Here is an 18,931-nt window from a genome sequence, read left to right as displayed (position 1 = left end):
CGAATCCTTAATCCATAGTTATCGAGAAGTAGACAGTTTACGTTCCAACCAGGAGAGCAAGTTGGCCAGTGTAAATGTGATTATAAAGTAGAGTCCGGCGGCAACAAGCAGCGGAGCAAGGGGCTGGAACGTAACTCCCTGAACCGTTCTGGCCGTGTATATAATCTCGGCTATGCCGATCATGGAGACTAGCGAAGAATCTTTAATGATAATAATGAATTCATTGCCGATCGCTGGGAGCATGTTACGAAAAGCCTGTGGCAGTATAATGTAGCGAAGTGTCATACCATGCGTCATGCCAAGGGAGCGCGAAGCTTCCGTCTGTCCTTTATCAATCGCTTGAATCCCGGCCCTGAACACCTCCGCCATATAAGCTGAGCTATTCATAGTTAGAGCCACCACCCCCGACATAAATGCCGGCAAGTTCACACCTATAACCGTCAGACCATAATGAATAATAAGAATCTGTACCAGCATCGGCGTCCCTCGAATGAGTTCAATATACGCCGATGCCACATATCTAATTGGCCATACTCGTGATATCCGCATTAGTGCCATGATCACACCAAGCAACGTACCAAACAATACACCGAAGAAGGAAAGCTCAAGTGTAACCCACGCACTTCGTGCATAATCCTGCCAATGCTCTGATAGAAAGGAAAAATCTAAATTCACGGCATATCCCTCACTCGTCCGTTTTATTCACCGAGCATCTCATTCGCTTCAACGACAAAACGTTCAATATCTCCATTCGATTTGAGCTTTTCCAATGTAGTGTTGATCTGATCCAGCAGCTTCTGATTACCTTTCTTCACCGCGATGGCCGAACCACCCTCATCTTCAGCCTGTGCAATCTCTACACCCGCAACAACAAGCCCCTTTTGGTTGCTCACATACTGCTCCGCCACCGGCTTCTCCAGAATAAGTGCGTCTACGCGCCCCGTCTGCAATTCCAGAATCAGTTCAGGTATTTTGGCGAGAGAAGTGAGCTTTGCCCCCCCTATTTCCTGAGCGATCCCTTCCTGAATGGAACTCTTCTGTACGCCAACCTGCTTGCCCGAGAGATCATCCATGGACTTCAATGCCGCATCTTCGCCTTCTCTAACGAGTACAGCCTGTTCTGCATAATAGTAGATATCTGTAAAATCAACGTTCTTCTTGCGTTCCTCGGTAGGGGTTAAGCCCGATATTACAAAATCGACTTTATCCGTACCAAGGGCCATAAGAAGGCCGTCAAAGTCCATGTCCTCAATCTTCAATTCAGCTCCCATATCAGCCGCAATCGCTTTGGCAATCTCGATGTCAAAACCTACGATGGTATCTTTACCATCAATTTTCTTATGAAATTCATAGGGTGCATAGTCCGCACTGGTTCCAAGCACGATTATTTCCTTTTCCGTAGAGCTACTTCCCGAGGATGAAGCAGATTCCGATCCGGTTCCTGTCGTTTTTTCCTGCCCGCAAGCGGACATGATCACAATCACTAACAACAGCATCATTGGCAACAGTACTTTTTTCACACATCATACCCCTATTCTTTTTTGAATGAGTAGCATAATTAATTTGTATACAATATACATAAGACAATATATGGTCTTATATGTAAGTAATACTAACAATCAGTCTGGTTTATCACAATCATTTTTTAAACAATTATACGCTCTAATTCCATAAAATATGCTATATATAACACAGCACTTACATCGGTTGAAACATGAAGTCTGCTTGCCCAACTTCCCACCTCGGTGTTAAGATGATAAAAACTTGAAACTCCTGAACGGCGCGCACAGTACGGCCCACACCCACCCAATCATCACTATACATAGAAAGGAGGATTCGGTATGGAGGTACCCAAATACCGGTCCTTGAAAGATCACGTATACGATTACATTGCCCAGAAGATTCAGGACGGGACGCTACTTCCCAATCAGAAGATCAACGAGGCCGAGATATGCAAAAAGCTGGACATCAGTCGCACGCCTACCCGGGAGGCGCTTTTCCAGCTGGCTTCGGACAATCTGCTGCAATACATCCCACGCAGGGGATTTATTGTCACTCCTTTTGATGCAGGCAAAAAACTGGAGTTCTCCCAGGCAATCGGTGTACTGGAGGCACTTGCTGCCACACTCGCAGCTGATCACCTCAAACCGTCCGAACTGATGGAGATGGAAACTCTGGTTGTTCGAATGGACGAGGATATTAGCCAACTTGATCTTGCTGCTTATAACAAGAACCAATACCAGTTCCATAACCTGTACATCCAGCGATGTGGTAACGCCACAGTAATTGAGATGTTAAACACATTGAAGAACAGCTTCATCCGGCAGTCATATGTTAGTGATAATAAGCCAAAGCTGTCTGAGGTACTGCTCGAAGTCAATGAAGAGCACCGTCAAATTTTAAATGCGTTTAGAGCCAAGGATAAGTTACAACTGGAATCCCTGCTTAAGCACCATTGGCGTATTATCGATAACGATATGCTGTAATAAGAGATATCCCAACACACCAAAGGCAACCCACACTATAAACTGTACCCTATGTAAAGGACATTTCTAAAAAAAACTATACGGCTTCAAGAAGATGATCTCTGTATTGTACAGGGGTCATCCTTTTTAGGTTCCACTGGTATCTATAGTGATTATAGTAGGTCATATAGGATTTAACTTCTCGTTTGACTTCGTCTAACGTGGCATAGCTCTTTAAGGAAGTTTCGTCCTTAAAATGACCGAAAAACGACTCCTGTGGTGCGTTATCCCAACAATTTCCTCGTCTGGACATGGATTGCCCAAGCCCCATCCGTTTCACTTTCTTCTGAAAATCTGGATGAGTGTAGTGCGTACCTTGATCGGAATGAATGAAGGCATCATGACTCTTCTTGAATTTGCGATTTTTCTGTAAGTGGAGCAACGTGTTTGTCGCCAGATCCATCGTCATTCGCTCCGACACATGATAAGCCAAAATTTCATTGGTTGAACTATCCTTGATGGTGGACAGATAGGCGCGTTTCCCTTGGCCGTAACTTAAGTATGTAATATCTGTTAGAAGTACTTTGCCCGGGATGCCTTGTTTGAAGTTGCGTTGTAACAGGTTAGGCATGGTTCGATGTTCATGGGTTGCCTTCATCATTCGTTTGTAGGGATTAGTTCGTCGATGAGGACATACAATATCGTATTTTTTCATGATTCTTCGGATGCGCTTGAGATTCCAGATGATCTGAAATTGTCCTTGCAGCGTCATCTTAATGGAGCGAGCGCCCTTGTTACGTTTCTTAAACTGGAAGGCTTGACGGATGTACACACCTATTTCCTCATCAACCTGTTCCTTCTTCGTGCGGCTGTGAATGGCTGAAGTGCTCCAGTATCGGTAATATCCGCTTTTGGAGACCCCGGCAGTCTCACACAGAACACTTACCATTCGCTGAAGATGGTATTTCTCAATCACGGTTCGGATTAACCTGTATCGAAGACCAGGCGTTAGTTTTACTCGTGGTTCCACCCCCGTTCGGCCAGGCGAATCTTTTTTAAGAGTTCATTCTCTGCTTGGAGCAGGTGAATCTGTGCTTCGAGTTTCGCGTTCTTTTCTGCCAAGGTTAACTCTCGTTTTAGAGACTCTCCTGAATGTTTGCCTCGTGTATCTTGTAAGCCTAGAGCCCCTTGCTCGTTGTAACTGGCTCTCCATCGGTCAGCTGCGGCTTTGACCCGAGTCATTCCAATGATCTGAACGTCAAATCCACAAGTCTCAAAGATCTCTCTAGGCAGCCTTCCTTGCTGATTTAATGTAATAAAGAGTTGTTTGAACTCGTCCGTATAAGTGATTCCCTTGGTCGAAACAGACTTCACATAGGGATTTGTAGCAAATTGCTCTACTTCGCGTGTTGTAAATGTTTTCTTACTCATTAATCGTTCTCCGTCCTCGTCTCGTTCATGGTATACAACAAAAGTACCCCATAGAGAGACTTTTTTAAAGTGTCTACTCTATAGGGTACAGTTTACTATTGTGAGTTGCCTTTTTTCTGTCTTTCCTTTTTGAGCTCCAACGGTGCCCTAGCCGCAAAAACAGCATATCCTAATTTTTTACCGTATTTAGCAAGTAAACGATCATTGGTGCGACTCATACGCTGCATACGTTCATCTTCATACCAATTCATATCCATCTCGCGATGTGGATCATGATCCACACCCCACTTTCCCATGGATCGCGAATGCTCTTTAACTTCAATCTTGGTAAAACCACACTGTTTGAGGCGCTTTCTCCACGCTGTCACCGTTGCCAGGGTTCGTATGCCGTAAAATTGTTTCAGCCTGCGGCTCATTAATTCGGTCTTCCGTCCGGATAGAACCATCTCCCGATCCACCAAAAGTCCAGCCGGCTTCAAAACTCTTCTATATTCAGCAAATGCACTCCGCCATGAGGTGAATATCGTAACCGACTCCACAAATATCACATCAAAATGATTTTCCGGAAAAGGTAGCGCTGCTACATCGGCCTGAACAAATCGAACATCCACCCGTTCTCGTCTCGCTCGTCGAACTGCCTTATCCAGCATGTGGCGATGCAGATCAATCGCGGTTACCCGATAGCCACTTTTAGCCAGGTAACATGCTGTCCTCCCCGTGCCACACCCTATCTCAAGGACATGACTACCCACAGGCAGAGATAAGTCATCCAGCAACTTCATCGTTGCCAAAAAACCTCCGGGATGGGCACTTCCCTCCCCTAACCGAGCCAGCATGTCATGATATTCCAAGCAACATCCCCTCCCTCACTCCTACCAGTGTATGGAACAGACTCAAAAAGGCTCCTCCCTATTCGATTTCCCGGGTACTCGTCCATACCAATTCCTCTTCTATTTACTATGATATACAAACCGTTGATTTTAGCGGCAAACCGCAACAATGAGGGGGATATGCATGCATAGAATTCATCCGGTATGTGAAGAGACGGTGTCTCCGCACGTGGGACGTTCCGTTTGTCTTATTATGAAAGACGGTAAGCATATGTACGGCACACTTGGAGGTTGCCGGGATGGAAAGGTATATTTGAATGGATGCTTCGAGGGACCGCGCCTGTCTTCAGTGAAATCCAAGCAACAACTTCGTAGAAACAATAAGAAAAACGCAGTATCAGCTAAGAAAGCAAAATCTTCAGCTTACGGTGGTTATGGTGGATACGGAGGATATGGTTATGGTGGCTATGGCTACGGTGCAGGGTATGAACTCGCTCTTGTGTCTACACTACTGTTGCTCCCATTCCTTTTCATCTAACCCCAATCTAAGAGTGGTCTAAAATTATAGTCATAACAAAGAACCTTTTCGCTATATGCAAAAAGGTTCTTTGTCTTGTTCGTACTATACACGTCAATTACAATGTAATTTCAGTTAGAAATGATACAAAAAAAGGCATTCGCCAAAACGAATGCCGGGAACTTCATATTTAATACCCTTACCTTCGCACAGGGTGTCTGTTTAATCTTAAAAAAAAACACCTCGTTAGAGGCGGGTAAGCTATGTTAAATCCGATTTCCTTTAGGCATCGTTTTCAGATTACTATTCGAATTCTCAAGCAATGGTAGCATCCTGGTCGTGCTAACCATCTCAGAAGCACATATCGGACAAGTAGGTACGTTATCAAACGCAAAATTGTCCCGCATCCATCCTTTGCACGTATCACTCGTACATTCCCAGATTGCCGCATCAGCTTGTGGAATCTCTTCCAACGGTTTTTTGCGATTATACATGACTTCTACCCCCTTTGTTATGGAAAAACATCTAACCGACGTTATTTCACAGAAGCCAACACTTAGCGGAAGTTTTACGTTCCACCGAACTTCTGCCTCGACAACTATTGGGCCAACTTTTGTATAACTGATCAAAAAAAAGAAGCTGCCTTTACCATTATAACATGTTAAAGGCAGCTATGCTTTAATTACAGTTTTACAACTTCTTCTGCTTGAGGACCACGGTTTCCTTGTACAATTTTAAATTGCACGCGTTGACCTTCGTCCAGCGTTTTGAAGCCTTCGCCTGTAATAGCGCTGAAGTGTACGAATACATCTTCTCCGCCTTCAACTTCGATGAAACCGAAGCCTTTATCAGCGTTGAACCATTTTACTGTTCCGTTTTGCATGTGAATTACACCTCCAAATAAAGATTAACATGTTCCTTTGTTCTTTGCAGCAAGCAAATAAAAATTCACACATTGAAAAAGGTACCAGTCATAAACCTATAAGTGATCGCCCTTTACAATATATGAATTAGGTTTTCCACTCTCTACAACTTGTTTTTATTATAACTCCAATTCAGCCAAAAAGCAAATCTTTGTATTTTCTTTTCAAACAGCTTTGGAAATACATGTTATTAACTGCACGGGGACAGGGTTTATCACGCTTATGGCCCAGCCGCTCGTGTACGGTCTTATGAAAGGATATGCAGATCTAATCCAGCTTATACATTTTTTTATATAATATTTTGACATGCATATCCAACACAACCAAAGAACTATCTTACTACATTTTAACACCCTACGTCCATGCCCACATAAATGCATCCCGATCCCAGGCGATCTGCCCACGATGAAGCTTACGGAAAGCCTTCTTCACTTCCTTGGACAATGACGTATTGCCGTTCTCGTTCACAAAAACAAACTCTTCCCCAAAATGGGTCTTCACATATTCTATGGCAGCTTCCTGATGAAGGGTTCCTGTGAATTTAATCTCCTGAACCATCCATTCTGCTACGCCCTGTGCTGTCTTTTCCACAATATCACCTACTGTCTGTACCTAATGTGCGGATAGGCAGGCTTCGTATCATAAACATACCTGTCTTCCCGCCAGACTGAAGTATACCATGTTCCAACCACTGACGGGAAACCGTATCATAACTTCAGGTGGGATCGTTAACGACCAACCGTAGTACGCTGCTTGCTTCCTTTGAAAGGAACAGATGTATTCGTTCGATGGCTCCACACCAACCATGCACAGTATACAATCAGTACTACCAGTATAAACAGATCGTAGGGTAGTGTTCCTGTATCTCGCAGGTCATTCCCGAGAAACTGAATCAGATTATGTATGAAATGAAACAAGATAAGCGGTACGATATTTCCGTTCTTCAGCATTAATAACGCCAGCACAGCTCCCATGAGCAGCGCATAGATCAATTGCATGATCGTATCCGTCATATTCTGACCAGACAATGCGTTCAGGAGATGTGTGATTGAAAATAAGATGCTGGAGGTCACGACTGCGGCCACTGCACTTTTTTGAAGCAATGTTTTGAAAATAAGCCCGCGATAGATCGTTTCCTCCACAAAAGCTACGAGCAAGGTGAAAAAGACGAAAAAGGCCACTTTGGACAAGGTTAGCTCCCCAAATCCTTTCAGGGTAATTGTACCCAGTACAAGGAGTAATGGAATATAATACTTTGCGTGCCCAGCCGGGATACTTCGCAAGGACCGGAATCCAGTCTCTCCCCACTTGCGCTTTAACGTCAGATAGATAATTAGCACAATGGCGATGGGTGTAAAGGAAATAAGTACAGGGGAAGTGTAATCAAGTTGCTTTATCGTTGCAATGGCTCCTGCAGCAAATACGGCCAACAAGAGAAGCAGCTCAATAATCACGACGGTGAGCACGGGTTTACGCTTGGAAAAAGAATGTTTTGGCTTGGATGGCGAATTAATCATGCATTGTTCCCCCTCGCTTCATTTACTTTTTTCGTTGTCACAAGAACTTGTATACCAATATAGTTGTATCATATGATCAGTATAATGAATATCCCTATTATGGATAAAACTATAAAAGTAACAAAAAAGAGACTTATCTCAAATGCTTTTCCCCTAAAATCAGGTATGGCTTACGCTTGGATCTGTCCATTATAGTATTACAAGAGTTCATTGCTGCAGGGGTGTAGCGACTCTCCAACGTCATATATCTATGAAGTGCCATTAAAATGATAGTTTCACAATGCATAATGAAAATCAGGGGGATACTATGAAAGCATTCTTTCAGCGCTGGGGGCATTTACTAGCTATTTTGTGCATACCGCTCCAAGGGTCGATTTACGTTTTTCTAGGCAGTAATACCGGAAGTGATGTGTTCTACAATTATGCCTGGATTGATACACAGATTCCTTTTATCAGAGAATTTATCTATCCATACATTAGCTGGATGCCCATTCTGTACCTTGGATTTCTCTATCTGGGTCTGACGAACAAGTCGCTATTCTGGCGAACGTTGATTACCTATAATGTTGGTGTTATGGCTGCGAATATCTGTTTTGCAGTATTTCCCACCTATGTACCACGTCCAGAAGTCAATGGTACCGATCTAAGCAGCTTCTTTGTACAATTCATCTATACAAACGATGCACCCTATAATTGTTTCCCAAGTGTGCACTGTCTCACCGGTTACTTGTTGTTTATCATCATCAACAGACACTTGAACTTCAACCCGTTCGCACGAATATCCTGGTCAGTATGGCTGTGGTTAATTATTGCTTCGACCGTATTTGTGAAACAGCATTCCCTGTTGGATGTGGCTGGCGGGATCTTGTTTGCGGAAGCGGCGTATTGGGCTGTGCATGTCTTTGCTGTTCGACTGGAGCAGACACGTAAGAAAAACAAGCAACTGTTGAAGAGTCACCATTCCAGCAGTAATACGTAATACCTAATAATATATGTGACGGTGGGATGATTATCCTTCTATATCAACAAAAAGAGGGCCTAGGCCCTCTTTTACTTTATACAGATTTGGTTAAACCTATTATATAGAAGAACTTTGATGAGTTTGAGTTTATTACGTGTTCATACTATAGGTGGACGTTCATGGAGCAGATCGGATGGTGCACTTCCGGTTATACGCTTGAATATGCGGTAAAAGTAAGACAGGTCCCGGTAGCCGAGAAATTCGGCAATTTCCTGAATGGAGAGTTGTGACTCGGTGAGTAGATATATCGCTCTTTTCATTCGTTGATCATGGACATACTGGCTGATGGTCTGATTCGTCATGCTTTTGAATAATGCAGCAGCATAATTGGGGGTCTTACCAATCTCATCTCCGAGTTCTTCCTTCGTCACTCTCTCCCGATAATGCCGCTCAATGTATCGCTTCATCCGTTCAGCATGATTATGTCTCTCCGGCGGGATGACTCCCCGATCAAGCTCTCTGTTCATATAAATCAACACTTCCATCAATAAGGCTTGGCTCATCATGACATAATAAGATGGACGCTCCTGCCACTGCTGATGGATAGCGCTCATACGTTGATGAATTAGTTCATAACATCCGGGTTTATGCCGCAAAGCCTCATACCGCTCCAGTGCAGGCAAACCTTCGGTAAGACCACGCTGCAGTTGAATCACAATCTGTGTGTGCGTTACCGTAGGAATACTCTTGCCATAATACGGGACACCACCTGGAATGAGTAGCAATTCACCCTTTTCCATGATCTGTTTATCACCGTTCACCCAATATACACATTTCCCATATGTAACCAAGCTAAGCCGCCAAGTCTCTTGAGTTTGCACAGCTTCTTCGTACCAACCAACACCATTAATGTGTCGTACTTCAAGTGGAGTAACCATAACACACCTCATTACTGGACTATACTCTAACCATTGTACTATAGTTCATACCCTGTTTCGACAGAAAACGCTACAATACACATATAAGTTTAAATATGAGGAGGAAATTAGCATGTTAAAAACAAAAATTATTTGTACCATGGGACCTGCTTGTGACTCAATCGAATTATTGAAAGTCATGATTCAGGAAGGTATGACCGTTGCCCGTCTGAACATGGCTCATGGCGAACTGGAAGATCACGTTACACGGATTAACAACATCCGGAAAGCGGCTTCCGAACTGAACACCTATGTACCGATCATGATGGACATCAAAGGGCCGGAAGTACGTATCGGCAAACTGAAAGAAGCATCCTGCCACCTGCAAGCTGGCAAAGAACTGATCCTGACTACCGAAGAAATTCTCGGTGACGCTGAGCGTATCTCAGTTAACTATCCGGAACTGAACCTCGTTGTAAAACCTGGCGATCGTATCCTCATCGATGATGGCCTTGTGGATCTGACTGTACTGTCCGTAGAGGGTTCCGATATCCATTGTAAAATTATCAGTGGCGGCATTCTGAAACCACGCAAAGGGGTTAACTTGCCAGGAATCAAAACGACACTTCCAGGTGTAACCGAGCGTGACGTTATGCACATCGGATTCGGCATCGAAAACGATATCGAAATTATTGCAGCATCCTTTGTTCGTAAAGGCGACGACATCCGTGAAATTCGCAGCATTCTGAAAGAGCGCGGCGTAGAACACGTACAGATCATCTCCAAAATCGAAAACCAGGAAGGTATGACGAACCTGGATGATATCATTGAAGCATCTGACGGTATCATGGTAGCTCGTGGTGATCTCGGGGTTGAAGTACCGATCGAAGACGTGCCGATGATGCAAAAAGAAATGATCGATAAATGTAACCGCGCGGGTAAACCGGTTATCGTAGCTACACACATGCTGGAGTCCATGCAAGTGAACCCACGCCCTACTCGTTCCGAAGTTAGTGACGTGGCGAATGCTGTACTTCAAGGTGCAGACGTTGTGATGTTATCCGGTGAATCAGCTGCTGGTAAATATCCGGTACAATCCGTGCGCACAATGGCTGCTGTTGCTCGCCGTGCCGAAACGATGATCGATTACAAAGAGCAATTCGCACAAAAATCGGCTCAACAGATCGCTGATATTACTGAAGTTATCAGTCAGGGCGCTGTAAGTTCTTCCCTCGTACTGAATGCAAAAGCAATCATCACTTCGACTGAGAGTGGATTCACAGCGCGTATGATCTCCAAGTATCGTCCAAAAGCACCGATCATCGCAGTTACACAACATGAAGAAGTATTGGCAAAAATCTGCCTGCTCTCCGGTGTCATTCCGGTTATGGGCGACAAAGTAACCACAACGGATGAAATGTTCGAGTCTGCTACACGTAACGCAATCAAAACAGGTTACATCGAAAAAGGTGACATTATTGTATTGTCCGCTGGTGTTCCCATTGGCCAATCCGGTAATACGAACCTGATTAAAGTTCAACAAGTATAATTGAGCAGATGAAAATGTAACTATAAATAGAATTACAAAAAACCACCGGGAGTGAAGTGACCCCGTAAAGTTAGACAGATTATATCTTTAGGCAACTTGTTGGGCATGAATCCGGTACCGTACCGGACTCATGCCTTTTAGTTTTGCCTTAATGCGTTTGTTGTTGTAATAATCGATGTATTTGGATAGCTCTTGTTTAAAATGTGAGACACTTTCAAATTCCTTTAAATATAATAATTCGGATTTCATAATGCCAAAGAAATTCTCCATGACGGCGTTATCGTAGCAGTTACCTTTACGGGACATACTTTGCGTGATGCCACGTTCTTCAAGGGCATGACGATACGGTCTCATCTGGTAGTGCCAACCTTGATCCGAATGAATGAGGAGTTTATCTTTATTTGTTAAACTGCAAAATGCTTGATCTAACATCGTGGAAACAAGCGAGTAGACCGGTCTTGAACCAATCGTATATGTAATGATTTCTCCGTTATACAGATCAAGTATGGGAGATAAATATAGTTTTTCTCCGAACAATTTAAACTCTGTAATGTCCGTAACCCACTTCTCGTTTGGCCTTTCAGCGTAGAAATTGCGTTCTAATAGGTTCGGTGCAATCTTGCCAATTGTCCCTTTATACGAACGATATTTCTTCATACGTACCAAACACTTTAATCCCAATACTTTCATCAAACGCTGTACCTTTTTATGATTTACATGGTGTCCACGATTGATTAACTCGTCGCGAATACGACGATAACCATAGCGTCCCTCATGCTCCTTATAAATCGCTTGTATCATGTCTTTTAGCTCTAAATCCTTGTCTACCGTACCAAACGCTTTTACCACGTAATAATACGTGCTACGAGGGATATCTGCTAGCTTTAGAAGTGCTTTCACCGAAAATTCGTTCCTTAGTTCATAGACTACTTGAGCTTTGTCTTGTTTGGTGATTTTTCCTTGTTTCGAACTAAGGCATTCAACTTTTTTAAATAAGCATTCTCCATTTTCAAACGCTCTACCTCTGCTTGTAAAGCCTCTACAGATCCTTCTACTAGCGTTTGATTCTTCTGTGCTTTAGATCCTTTTTTCATGGATGAGCGCCCCTTTTTCTTTGGTTGAAGGGCGTCTATCCCTTGTAATTCCAAGCTTTTTTGCCAACTTAAAAGGGTACTATGGCTAGGAATATTAAATATAGCAGCCGTTTCTCTAACAGACGTCCCAAATTCGTTCATATAATGAAGTACGTCTAGTTTAATCTGCGCAGGATATGATGTATAGCCCTTTTTAAAAGCTTTTTCACCATGATGCTCATATTGTCTAATCCAGTTTAAAAAGACAGAATGGTGAAGCCCGATTGATTTTGCAATGCTTTTCAAGCTTTCTGATCCCTTTTTATAACGCATAACGGCTTGTATTTTTTCATCTGAACTGAATTTAGTCATAAAAAAACTGCACCTCCAATTGGTAGTTGTGTCTAACAATTGGGGTGCAGTTCAGAGCAGAAATGCCTCCCGGTGGTTTTTGTTGATGTTGTGTGCCCACCATCATGATGTTAAAACAAACGGCTTCGAGCTTATAAATTTCGAGAATGATTAACCAGATCCTAATTGACCTGCTCCTTGTTCTTCTCATGAGTAACATCTCGAATAGTTCCAGCTACACGCAGCGGTACTCCATCATGATCCCCAATGGTCTCCCTGCCGGCATGATACCACCGACACTCTCCGTCTTTGCGTTGCAAACGATAATCAGATATTTCATCAGTTCCCTGAAATTCAATGCCATATACATAAATCATTCATGATTGCCTCTTGCCGGCTACCAGCCAAAATTCAGCGTTTTCCCAGTCTCCACCCAAGTTTTGATGCTGCTCAGAATCATCCACCAGCTGCTCTGTGCACTCGCAAAGGAAGGATGGTTTTCTGTAAATTGATCATTGATCAGCGTCAGCTTCGTACACTCACCCACAGTCTCCAACTGAAAGACGACTCTGGATTGAAGCTCGGCATGATTCGCATGGTACGACGGTCCAGGATGCTCCTGATAACTGAGTGTGGACAGTGGTTCGAATTCTAATATATTTCCATACACATGGACAGTCTCTGCACCATCATTGCCCGGCCCTACATAAGCAAACGGTTGACCTGGTTGGAAATTGGTACGAAGTTCGCTGCCGAAAAAACTGTTCCGTGTGCCATCTGGTGATATTAGAGCATTCCATACGTCATCTAGTCCTGCATTGATATAGAATTCATATTTCAGTTCCATGCACTCACTCCCTTTATGTATTGGATACGCGATCTGCCGACCTCGCACTCCTATCCTATCGTTATACCCCAAAGGCCGTATTGTAAAAACGCGACAACAGGTAAAATATAAGCTTTCTTTAAGTGTCCCGGAATGTTCATACCATGATCCAAACGCGTTGTGCCCATATAGTGCTTTCTCAGAAGATCAGATATACTGAACTGGAATGAAATAACAGTACCTGCTCAAGATGATAAGATGAAACTAGAAAGGAAAGGAATGGAGAGATGAGCCAATCCACGAATATCATGGGTATCCCGTTTCCCAATGTAACGATGGATCAGACTGTTGCGATCCTTGGTGAAGTCATAGATCAGGATAGCACTGAACTATTCCATGTCATCACAGGCAATCCCGAGATCGTCATGTCCTGCCAAAAGAATGCTTCCCTTCGCAAAGTTGTCGGTCAAGCCGGGTTGGTTACGGCAGACGGTGCTGGCATTGTGATGGTATCCCGTTTTCGGGGCGGAAAGTTAACTGAACGGGTAACCGGTTGTGATCTGCTATTTCGTTTATTGGAGGAAGGCGATCGAAAACACTGGTCATTCTACATGCTGGGAGCAGAGGAAAGCGTCAGTGAACAGGCAGTAAAGGTCATTGCACAACGCTATCCCGGAGTAATCGTAAAAGGTAGACACCATGGTTATTTCCAGGCAGATGAGGAACAACAGATTGTGGAAGAGATTCGTACTGCTCAACCAGACTTTCTTATCGTAGCTCTGGGTGCACCCCATGCCGAACACTGGATTAGCAACTATCGACACCAGTTGAACGCTCGTGTAGCCATAGGTGTAGGAGGTAGTCTGGATATCGTGGCTGGCAAAACCAAACGTGCTCCTGCGATGTGGCAGAAGCTTAACCTGGAATGGCTCTATCGCCTTCTCAGTCAACCTTCGAGATGGCGCAGGCAACTCATTTTACCCCGTTTTGCTGTGCGTGCATTGTTGTTCAGAGAGTCTAAATAATGTGAGATGAGCAGGAGGGGGTGTCGGATGAAACAGGTGGAACAAGGTGCCAGACCCAGTATGGGCCTGCTGAATCTGAATGAAGGTGACCATAAATATCAACTGACACGCCATGCTCCTTCCGAAGCACTTCGCCCTTTTGTTAAACACTACTGGATCGTATCATGGGATCTGACTGGACTTGAAGCGTATCCCCAACATGTCGTGCCCAACCCCTGTGTCAATTTGGTTGTGGAACGGAACAATACGTTTTTCTTCGGCCCATCGGGACGTAAATTCACCTATCTTGTGCGCGGGAAAGGTCGTGTTTTTGGCGTGAAGTTCAAACCAGGAGGGTTCTATCCCTTCCTCCGGGTACCTGTATCTTCACTGTACGGACAACCGATGGATGTATCCAGTATTCTTGATGTCACAGCGAGCGCGATGGAAGAGCGGCTGCTTGGAGATGGGGATGATGCATATAAAATCAATTACATCGATCAGCTATTATCTGCACACCTTCCAGTTGAGGATGCTCAAACGACGCTGGTTAGCGGCATTGTGCAACAGATTGAACAGAACCGGGAGATGTTGAGAGTAGATGATCTGTCTTCATATTGGAATATTCATAAAAGAAAGCTCCAACGCCTGTTCAATCAGTATGTGGGCATCGGACCCAAAACCGTAATCAAGTTGTATCGTCTGCAGAATGCTGCAGAATCGATGGAGCAGGGGCTTCACTGTGATCTGGTTAAGCTGTCTCAAGATCTCGGATATCATGATCAATCCCACTTCATTCGAGATTTCAAATCTATTATCGGCAGTACACCGGAGGAGTATATGCACTCCAAACAACTGAATAGCGAGCGCCGCGGGCTAATGAATTAAAACCTGTCCTGAACAATCAGGACAGGCGAATGACTTCGATGGTATCCCCGGTATGGATTGCCCCTTCGCATTCTACCGAGCAGACAATCCCACGTTTTTTGCGAGCGGCTGGCACGAATTTTTTGCGCAAACCGTCTTGTTCGTAGAATTGCTCAATCATTTTTCCTGGATGCACACAGGGAAGGTTCTCCCCTTCGCATATTAACCCCGTCCCGTCCGGAAATAGAAGCCGAGTTCCAGCAGGCAGTTCAGTTAATCGATCAATGCCACGGACCAGCATATTGGCACCAAGCCACTCTGGACGCACTTCAGGAATGTTCATTTTCTCAGCAATAAGAGCACATTCCTCCTCTGACACCATACTGATCTGCCTGCGATTCGCAATCGGTGTACCCCGCTTGTAGATTTTCTGGCGTGAGTCCGCCGGACGAAGCAGACCATAATGGCGATCATTCGGAATTCCCGCAAGCTCAATATCGATAAAAGGGACGACTCGTGTCACAAATGTGGATGGATCATCAGCTAACAAAACGAATTGCACAGTTCCCATAGTGATCTCCTCTCTTTTTAGTGAATCGCTTCTTAATTGTTCATTATTACCCAATGGATGGTTTTTCGACAATCGGCGTATGCTTATCTTTGTACGATTTGTTTTATTTTAACATCATAAGCCCATAGTAAAATGAGAAACACTGATATATAATGCACAATTAAATTGTTAAAAATTAAATTTGCTCTTCCCGTTCTTGATGTAAAGATTTATACTAAGACGGACAAGTAAATAAATTACATATTAGAAAGCAAGGTGTTTCATTTGATTAGTATCATTTTTGTAGCTCTTGTAGCTGTCGAACACATCTATATCATGGTGATGGAGATGTTCATGTGGACTCGTCCACGCACAATGAAAACCTTCAATCTCACGCCCGAGTTCGCCAAATCTACCAAATCCCTCGCGGCCAACCAAGGCCTTTACAATGGATTTCTCGCTGCAGGTCTGATCTGGGGACTCGTATATCCGGATGCTGCCGTTGGACAGCATATTCAGATTTTCTTCCTGGCTTGTGTAATTATCGCGGCCCTCTATGGAGGAGTAACTGCTTCACGGTCAATCATTATCAAACAAGGATTGCCTGCGATCATAGCATTGTTTCTGGTCTTGTTCCTGTAATTTCCTGTCGATAGGTGCATTGCTGCGATTCATCTTAACTCCTTTATGGTAAGGTAGTGAATAGATAGCAGTGTACAATGACCAGAATCAATCTGGGATAGGAAGGAGAACATGTTATGGGATTGTTCGACAAGCTTCGACGGCGCAAAAAGGAGAACGTACCCACAGGCGGCACTGTAGAATCGACGAATTACAGTGAAACCATCGTGGGTTTTGTCCTGCTAGAGCGTGACGATTGTGATTTTGACCTCTTCATTAGGAACATGAAAAACGAGTGGGATATCAAGATTGAGGAACGCCCGGAGGAGGGCAATCTCTTTTTTGAGGTAAATGGAATGCAGGTGGTATGTGCTCACATTGCCGCGCCTGTACCTGACCGTGAAGTTGAGGAGAATGCCAAACTAAACATCCTTTGGCGAGAAGCAGAACAAGTCACCTCACGGCACCAGTCTCAGATTATCGTATCCGTTCTGAACGCAACAAATGCAATTGAGGGACATGTTCTGTTCACTCAGACTGCGAGTGCGTTATTACAGTTGAACCACGCACTTGCAATATATATGGCTCCGCTTGTTGTTGAAGCCCGCCAATATGTTGAGACGAGCCGCGGAATCAAGCATGATGAGTTGCCCGTCTCGCTCTGGATTTTCATCGGATTATTCCAAAATGCCGAAGGCGCTTCAGCTTATACTTACGGACTACGTAACTTCGGAAAAGAAGAATTGGAGATTATACAATCGTCTGAGTCCTTAAGTGATGTATTCGAGATGATGTTCATAACCACAACGTATGTCGTTGAAAAAGACGTTACATTGCATGACGGGGAAACACTTGGTTTCTCAGCAGAACAAAAGTTGAGCATTTCCCTTTCCAAAGGTGTAGCGACGGAAGGTAACAGTTTGAAGATTGGATTCTAAACTTACTTATGTGCTCGTGGAGCATCAGAAATACTGATAGAGTGGGGTATGAAGCAGGCCAGTGTAGCCATAGGCGGTGCGATCGCCAATATGCAATTGAATCGGATTGCCAAAGAATCAGCACATCAGACTGAATTTCAATGGGAAACGTATGACGAGGCTTTGGCATTTTTGTTGAAATAAATCGAATTATTGCTACGCAAGTGTAAAGAGAATATGTGGATGCTACACGTAGCAGAAAAAAGGAGCGTTTCCGATGAGGGAACGCCTTTTTCTTTTGCTTATCGCTTAAGGTTCTGAAGCGCTCACACGTACCATCGTTACCGATGTACCACAGAGGCCTTTCTCCACAAATCCCATTCGCTTATATAAGCGAATCGCTTCGTTATCCGGGTCTACGCTGAGCGAGACTGCTTCAATTCCCCGCCGTTTGGCTTCATTCAGTGCAGTCTGAAGCAGTAAGGTGCCTACTCCTTTTCCGCGTGCATCTTCAATTACAGCCATCCCCATCTCGGGCGTAGCTGCATTCACATAACCGTATCCCGCATTCTGATCCGTATAGAATCGTAAGGTTATTGAACCTAATCTCTTGCCATACTGGTCTACCGCAACATACCCAAAATCCCCTTCTCTTCCCCAGTCTTCAACGTATTTGGATAGCTCAGGCGTATGTATACTTTCGAGTTGGAGAGGTTCATCACCTTCTCGTGTATGCAGGGATGCATATAACATCTCCCACAGAAAGGGGATATCCTGTTCCTCAATCGGACGTACATGATAGTCGGTCTTGGTCATGTTTGCTCCTCCTTCAACTTCTGATATAGGCGTTCCATCTCATTCAGATTAAACTCATTAGTAATCTCGTAATCCTCAAGTTGGTCTCTCGTTTTCGCCTCGCTGTAGATTGAGATGGATTTTTCATTATAAAACGTCAGTCCGAATCCATCGGTAAAGCGACCTTCTTTATTAATGGTAAGTCGCCATTCATAGTAATATGGACTCCTTTGAGCAGTATCGATATCCTTCATTTTTTTAAGTTCAACATCCTTCAACAGCTTCAGCATGTCTCTAATCTCTTTGGGATCTGTAATCGTCACTTCATCATCTTCATTATACGGATCTGCACTTGAAATTTTTCTAATGGTCAGTCGATCCAATCTATCCAGCATGCTCATATGATCTGTAACCTCTGCTCGAAACGTCGTATATTGGCTGGGGATATACATAGCATATTGACCAGAGGTATACATACGCACTGCAATAGCTACAACAACAATAATCGTGACGATACCCATAATCAGCTTGATTCGTTTACTCATCCCAATCCCCTCTCAATATCCACACAAACATATGAATTGGTAATTATTGATATTCTCAAGTATATCATCTCCATCTTTCTGTACCAATGTCATTTCTTATTCCTTACTTATCTAAAATTTGAACTAAAAATGACGATATACTTCATAAGCTCTATTCATTCTTACACATCCATGACATCCCGAGGCTATACTCGGCCAGTTTCAACAAGTGAGCATGATCAACAAATCGCTTGGAACAACATGTTCGCCACGCACGATAATATGTGATTTGA

23 protein-coding genes and 1 pseudogene are annotated in these 18,931 nt (G+C 43.8%); 9 read left to right on the top strand and 15 right to left on the bottom strand.

Annotation, left to right across the window (positions count from 1 at the left end):
* Positions 1 to 18: 18 nt before the first annotated feature.
* Together AC4G47_RS01575 and AC4G47_RS01570 are read right to left on the bottom strand one after the other, a co-directional pair.
* Positions 19 to 675, bottom strand: a complete 657-nt coding sequence (locus AC4G47_RS01575; RefSeq protein ID WP_491104451.1) for an amino acid ABC transporter permease — start codon at positions 673 to 675, stop codon at positions 19 to 21.
* Positions 676 to 698: 23 nt separating this feature from the next.
* Positions 699 to 1,520 (bottom strand): transporter substrate-binding domain-containing protein, encoded by an 822-nt coding sequence (locus tag AC4G47_RS01570; protein ID WP_458124975.1) that lies wholly within the window; start codon positions 1,518 to 1,520, stop codon positions 699 to 701.
* A gap of 321 nt (positions 1,521 to 1,841) precedes the next feature.
* Here AC4G47_RS01570 and AC4G47_RS01565 point away from each other — a divergent pair, with 321 nt between their 5' ends.
* Complete coding sequence (locus tag AC4G47_RS01565; RefSeq protein ID WP_491104449.1) at positions 1,842 to 2,486, top strand: GntR family transcriptional regulator; 645 nt, start codon at positions 1,842 to 1,844, stop codon at positions 2,484 to 2,486.
* Positions 2,487 to 2,562: 76 nt separating this feature from the next.
* Here AC4G47_RS01565 and AC4G47_RS01560 read toward each other — a convergent pair.
* Positions 2,563 to 3,896 (bottom strand): IS3 family transposase gene (locus tag AC4G47_RS01560; RefSeq protein WP_491104448.1). Its coding sequence is split into 2 segments (ribosomal slippage): positions 2,563 to 3,494 and positions 3,494 to 3,896, totalling 1,335 coding nucleotides; the frame shifts between segments, so codons are not numbered across the junction.
* Between the two features lie 95 nt (positions 3,897 to 3,991).
* On the bottom strand, positions 3,992 to 4,747 hold the full coding sequence (locus tag AC4G47_RS01555) for a class I SAM-dependent methyltransferase (RefSeq protein WP_491104447.1): 756 nt from the start codon (positions 4,745 to 4,747) through the stop codon (positions 3,992 to 3,994).
* A 163-nt stretch (positions 4,748 to 4,910) separates the two neighbouring features.
* On the opposite strand from AC4G47_RS01555, the gene AC4G47_RS01550 reads away from it, so the two are divergent.
* On the top strand, positions 4,911 to 5,264 hold the full coding sequence (locus tag AC4G47_RS01550; protein WP_458124972.1) for a hypothetical protein: 354 nt from the start codon (positions 4,911 to 4,913) through the stop codon (positions 5,262 to 5,264).
* A 245-nt stretch (positions 5,265 to 5,509) separates the two neighbouring features.
* Here the strand turns inward: AC4G47_RS01550 and AC4G47_RS01545 are convergent, their stop codons facing one another.
* The 4 genes from AC4G47_RS01545 to AC4G47_RS01530 form a co-directional block, all read right to left on the bottom strand.
* Complete coding sequence (locus AC4G47_RS01545) at positions 5,510 to 5,737, bottom strand: cold-shock protein (protein ID WP_017691121.1); 228 nt, start codon at positions 5,735 to 5,737, stop codon at positions 5,510 to 5,512.
* Between the two features lie 188 nt (positions 5,738 to 5,925).
* A complete protein-coding gene (locus AC4G47_RS01540; RefSeq protein ID WP_024633772.1) occupies positions 5,926 to 6,126 on the bottom strand; it encodes a cold-shock protein in 201 nt (66 codons plus the stop codon).
* Between the two features lie 394 nt (positions 6,127 to 6,520).
* Positions 6,521 to 6,757 carry a DUF6953 family protein gene (locus AC4G47_RS01535; protein WP_036607962.1) on the bottom strand — a complete coding sequence of 79 codons (237 nt, stop codon included), beginning with the start codon at positions 6,755 to 6,757 and terminating at the stop codon, positions 6,521 to 6,523.
* A gap of 137 nt (positions 6,758 to 6,894) precedes the next feature.
* Positions 6,895 to 7,683, bottom strand: coding sequence for a CPBP family intramembrane glutamic endopeptidase (locus tag AC4G47_RS01530; RefSeq protein WP_491104444.1), 789 nt, complete (start codon positions 7,681 to 7,683; stop codon positions 6,895 to 6,897).
* Positions 7,684 to 7,990: 307 nt separating this feature from the next.
* Here AC4G47_RS01530 and AC4G47_RS01525 point away from each other — a divergent pair, with 307 nt between their 5' ends.
* Positions 7,991 to 8,662: a phosphatase PAP2 family protein gene (locus AC4G47_RS01525; RefSeq protein WP_491104443.1), complete on the top strand. Its 672-nt coding sequence runs from the start codon at positions 7,991 to 7,993 to the stop codon at positions 8,660 to 8,662.
* Between the two features lie 140 nt (positions 8,663 to 8,802).
* On the opposite strand, the gene AC4G47_RS01520 is transcribed toward AC4G47_RS01525, so the two are convergent.
* Positions 8,803 to 9,582, bottom strand: coding sequence for a helix-turn-helix transcriptional regulator (locus AC4G47_RS01520; protein WP_458124969.1), 780 nt, complete (start codon positions 9,580 to 9,582; stop codon positions 8,803 to 8,805).
* A 112-nt stretch (positions 9,583 to 9,694) separates the two neighbouring features.
* On the opposite strand from AC4G47_RS01520, the gene pyk reads away from it, so the two are divergent.
* Positions 9,695 to 11,110: a pyruvate kinase gene (gene pyk / locus AC4G47_RS01515; RefSeq protein WP_339239141.1), complete on the top strand. Its 1,416-nt coding sequence runs from the start codon at positions 9,695 to 9,697 to the stop codon at positions 11,108 to 11,110.
* Positions 11,111 to 11,197: 87 nt separating this feature from the next.
* On the opposite strand, the gene AC4G47_RS01510 is transcribed toward pyk, so the two are convergent.
* The 3 genes and pseudogenes from AC4G47_RS01510 to AC4G47_RS01500 form a co-directional block, all read right to left on the bottom strand.
* Positions 11,198 to 12,555 (bottom strand): IS3 family transposase gene (locus AC4G47_RS01510; protein WP_491104213.1). Its coding sequence is split into 2 segments (ribosomal slippage): positions 11,198 to 12,102 and positions 12,102 to 12,555, totalling 1,359 coding nucleotides; the frame shifts between segments, so codons are not numbered across the junction.
* A gap of 170 nt (positions 12,556 to 12,725) precedes the next feature.
* Positions 12,726 to 12,863 (bottom strand): annotated as a pseudogene (locus AC4G47_RS01505) (PAS domain S-box protein); the annotation flags it as partial.
* Positions 12,864 to 12,931: 68 nt separating this feature from the next.
* Positions 12,932 to 13,381: an SRPBCC family protein gene (locus tag AC4G47_RS01500; RefSeq protein ID WP_491104441.1), complete on the bottom strand. Its 450-nt coding sequence runs from the start codon at positions 13,379 to 13,381 to the stop codon at positions 12,932 to 12,934.
* Positions 13,382 to 13,647: 266 nt separating this feature from the next.
* Here AC4G47_RS01500 and AC4G47_RS01495 point away from each other — a divergent pair, with 266 nt between their 5' ends.
* Together AC4G47_RS01495 and AC4G47_RS01490 are read left to right on the top strand one after the other, a co-directional pair.
* The gene (locus AC4G47_RS01495; protein ID WP_458124967.1) at positions 13,648 to 14,385 is read left to right on the top strand and encodes a WecB/TagA/CpsF family glycosyltransferase; all 738 of its coding nucleotides are present in this window, start codon (positions 13,648 to 13,650) and stop codon (positions 14,383 to 14,385) included.
* Between the two features lie 27 nt (positions 14,386 to 14,412).
* Entirely contained in the window at positions 14,413 to 15,252 is an 840-nt protein-coding gene (locus AC4G47_RS01490) for a DUF6597 domain-containing transcriptional factor (protein WP_458124966.1), read from the top strand.
* 16 nt (positions 15,253 to 15,268) lie between these two features.
* Here AC4G47_RS01490 and AC4G47_RS01485 read toward each other — a convergent pair whose 3' ends face one another.
* Positions 15,269 to 15,802 (bottom strand): MOSC domain-containing protein, encoded by a 534-nt coding sequence (locus tag AC4G47_RS01485; RefSeq protein ID WP_458124965.1) that lies wholly within the window; start codon positions 15,800 to 15,802, stop codon positions 15,269 to 15,271.
* A gap of 255 nt (positions 15,803 to 16,057) precedes the next feature.
* On the opposite strand from AC4G47_RS01485, the gene AC4G47_RS01480 reads away from it, so the two are divergent.
* The 3 genes from AC4G47_RS01480 to AC4G47_RS01470 all read left to right on the top strand — a co-directional run bounded on the left by AC4G47_RS01480 (position 16,058) and on the right by AC4G47_RS01470 (position 17,523).
* Entirely contained in the window at positions 16,058 to 16,423 is a 366-nt protein-coding gene (locus AC4G47_RS01480) for a DUF1304 domain-containing protein (protein WP_491104439.1), read from the top strand.
* Between the two features lie 116 nt (positions 16,424 to 16,539).
* A complete protein-coding gene (locus AC4G47_RS01475) occupies positions 16,540 to 17,340 on the top strand; it encodes a DUF4261 domain-containing protein (RefSeq protein ID WP_458124964.1) in 801 nt (266 codons plus the stop codon).
* Positions 17,341 to 17,388: 48 nt separating this feature from the next.
* Entirely contained in the window at positions 17,389 to 17,523 is a 135-nt protein-coding gene (locus tag AC4G47_RS01470) for a hypothetical protein (protein WP_491104437.1), read from the top strand.
* 105 nt (positions 17,524 to 17,628) lie between these two features.
* On the opposite strand, the gene AC4G47_RS01465 is transcribed toward AC4G47_RS01470, so the two are convergent.
* Both AC4G47_RS01465 and AC4G47_RS01460 read right to left on the bottom strand, forming a co-directional pair.
* A complete protein-coding gene (locus AC4G47_RS01465; RefSeq protein WP_491104436.1) occupies positions 17,629 to 18,135 on the bottom strand; it encodes a GNAT family N-acetyltransferase in 507 nt (168 codons plus the stop codon).
* Entirely contained in the window at positions 18,132 to 18,659 is a 528-nt protein-coding gene (locus tag AC4G47_RS01460) for a hypothetical protein (RefSeq protein WP_491104434.1), read from the bottom strand. Before AC4G47_RS01460 ends, AC4G47_RS01465 begins: the two co-directional genes overlap by 4 nt.
* Between the last annotated feature and the right edge of the window lie 272 nt (positions 18,660 to 18,931).

The sequence above is a fragment of the Paenibacillus sp. Negev47 genome, from assembly GCF_058313655.1.
This window is presented reverse-complemented; position numbering and strand designations above follow the sequence as displayed.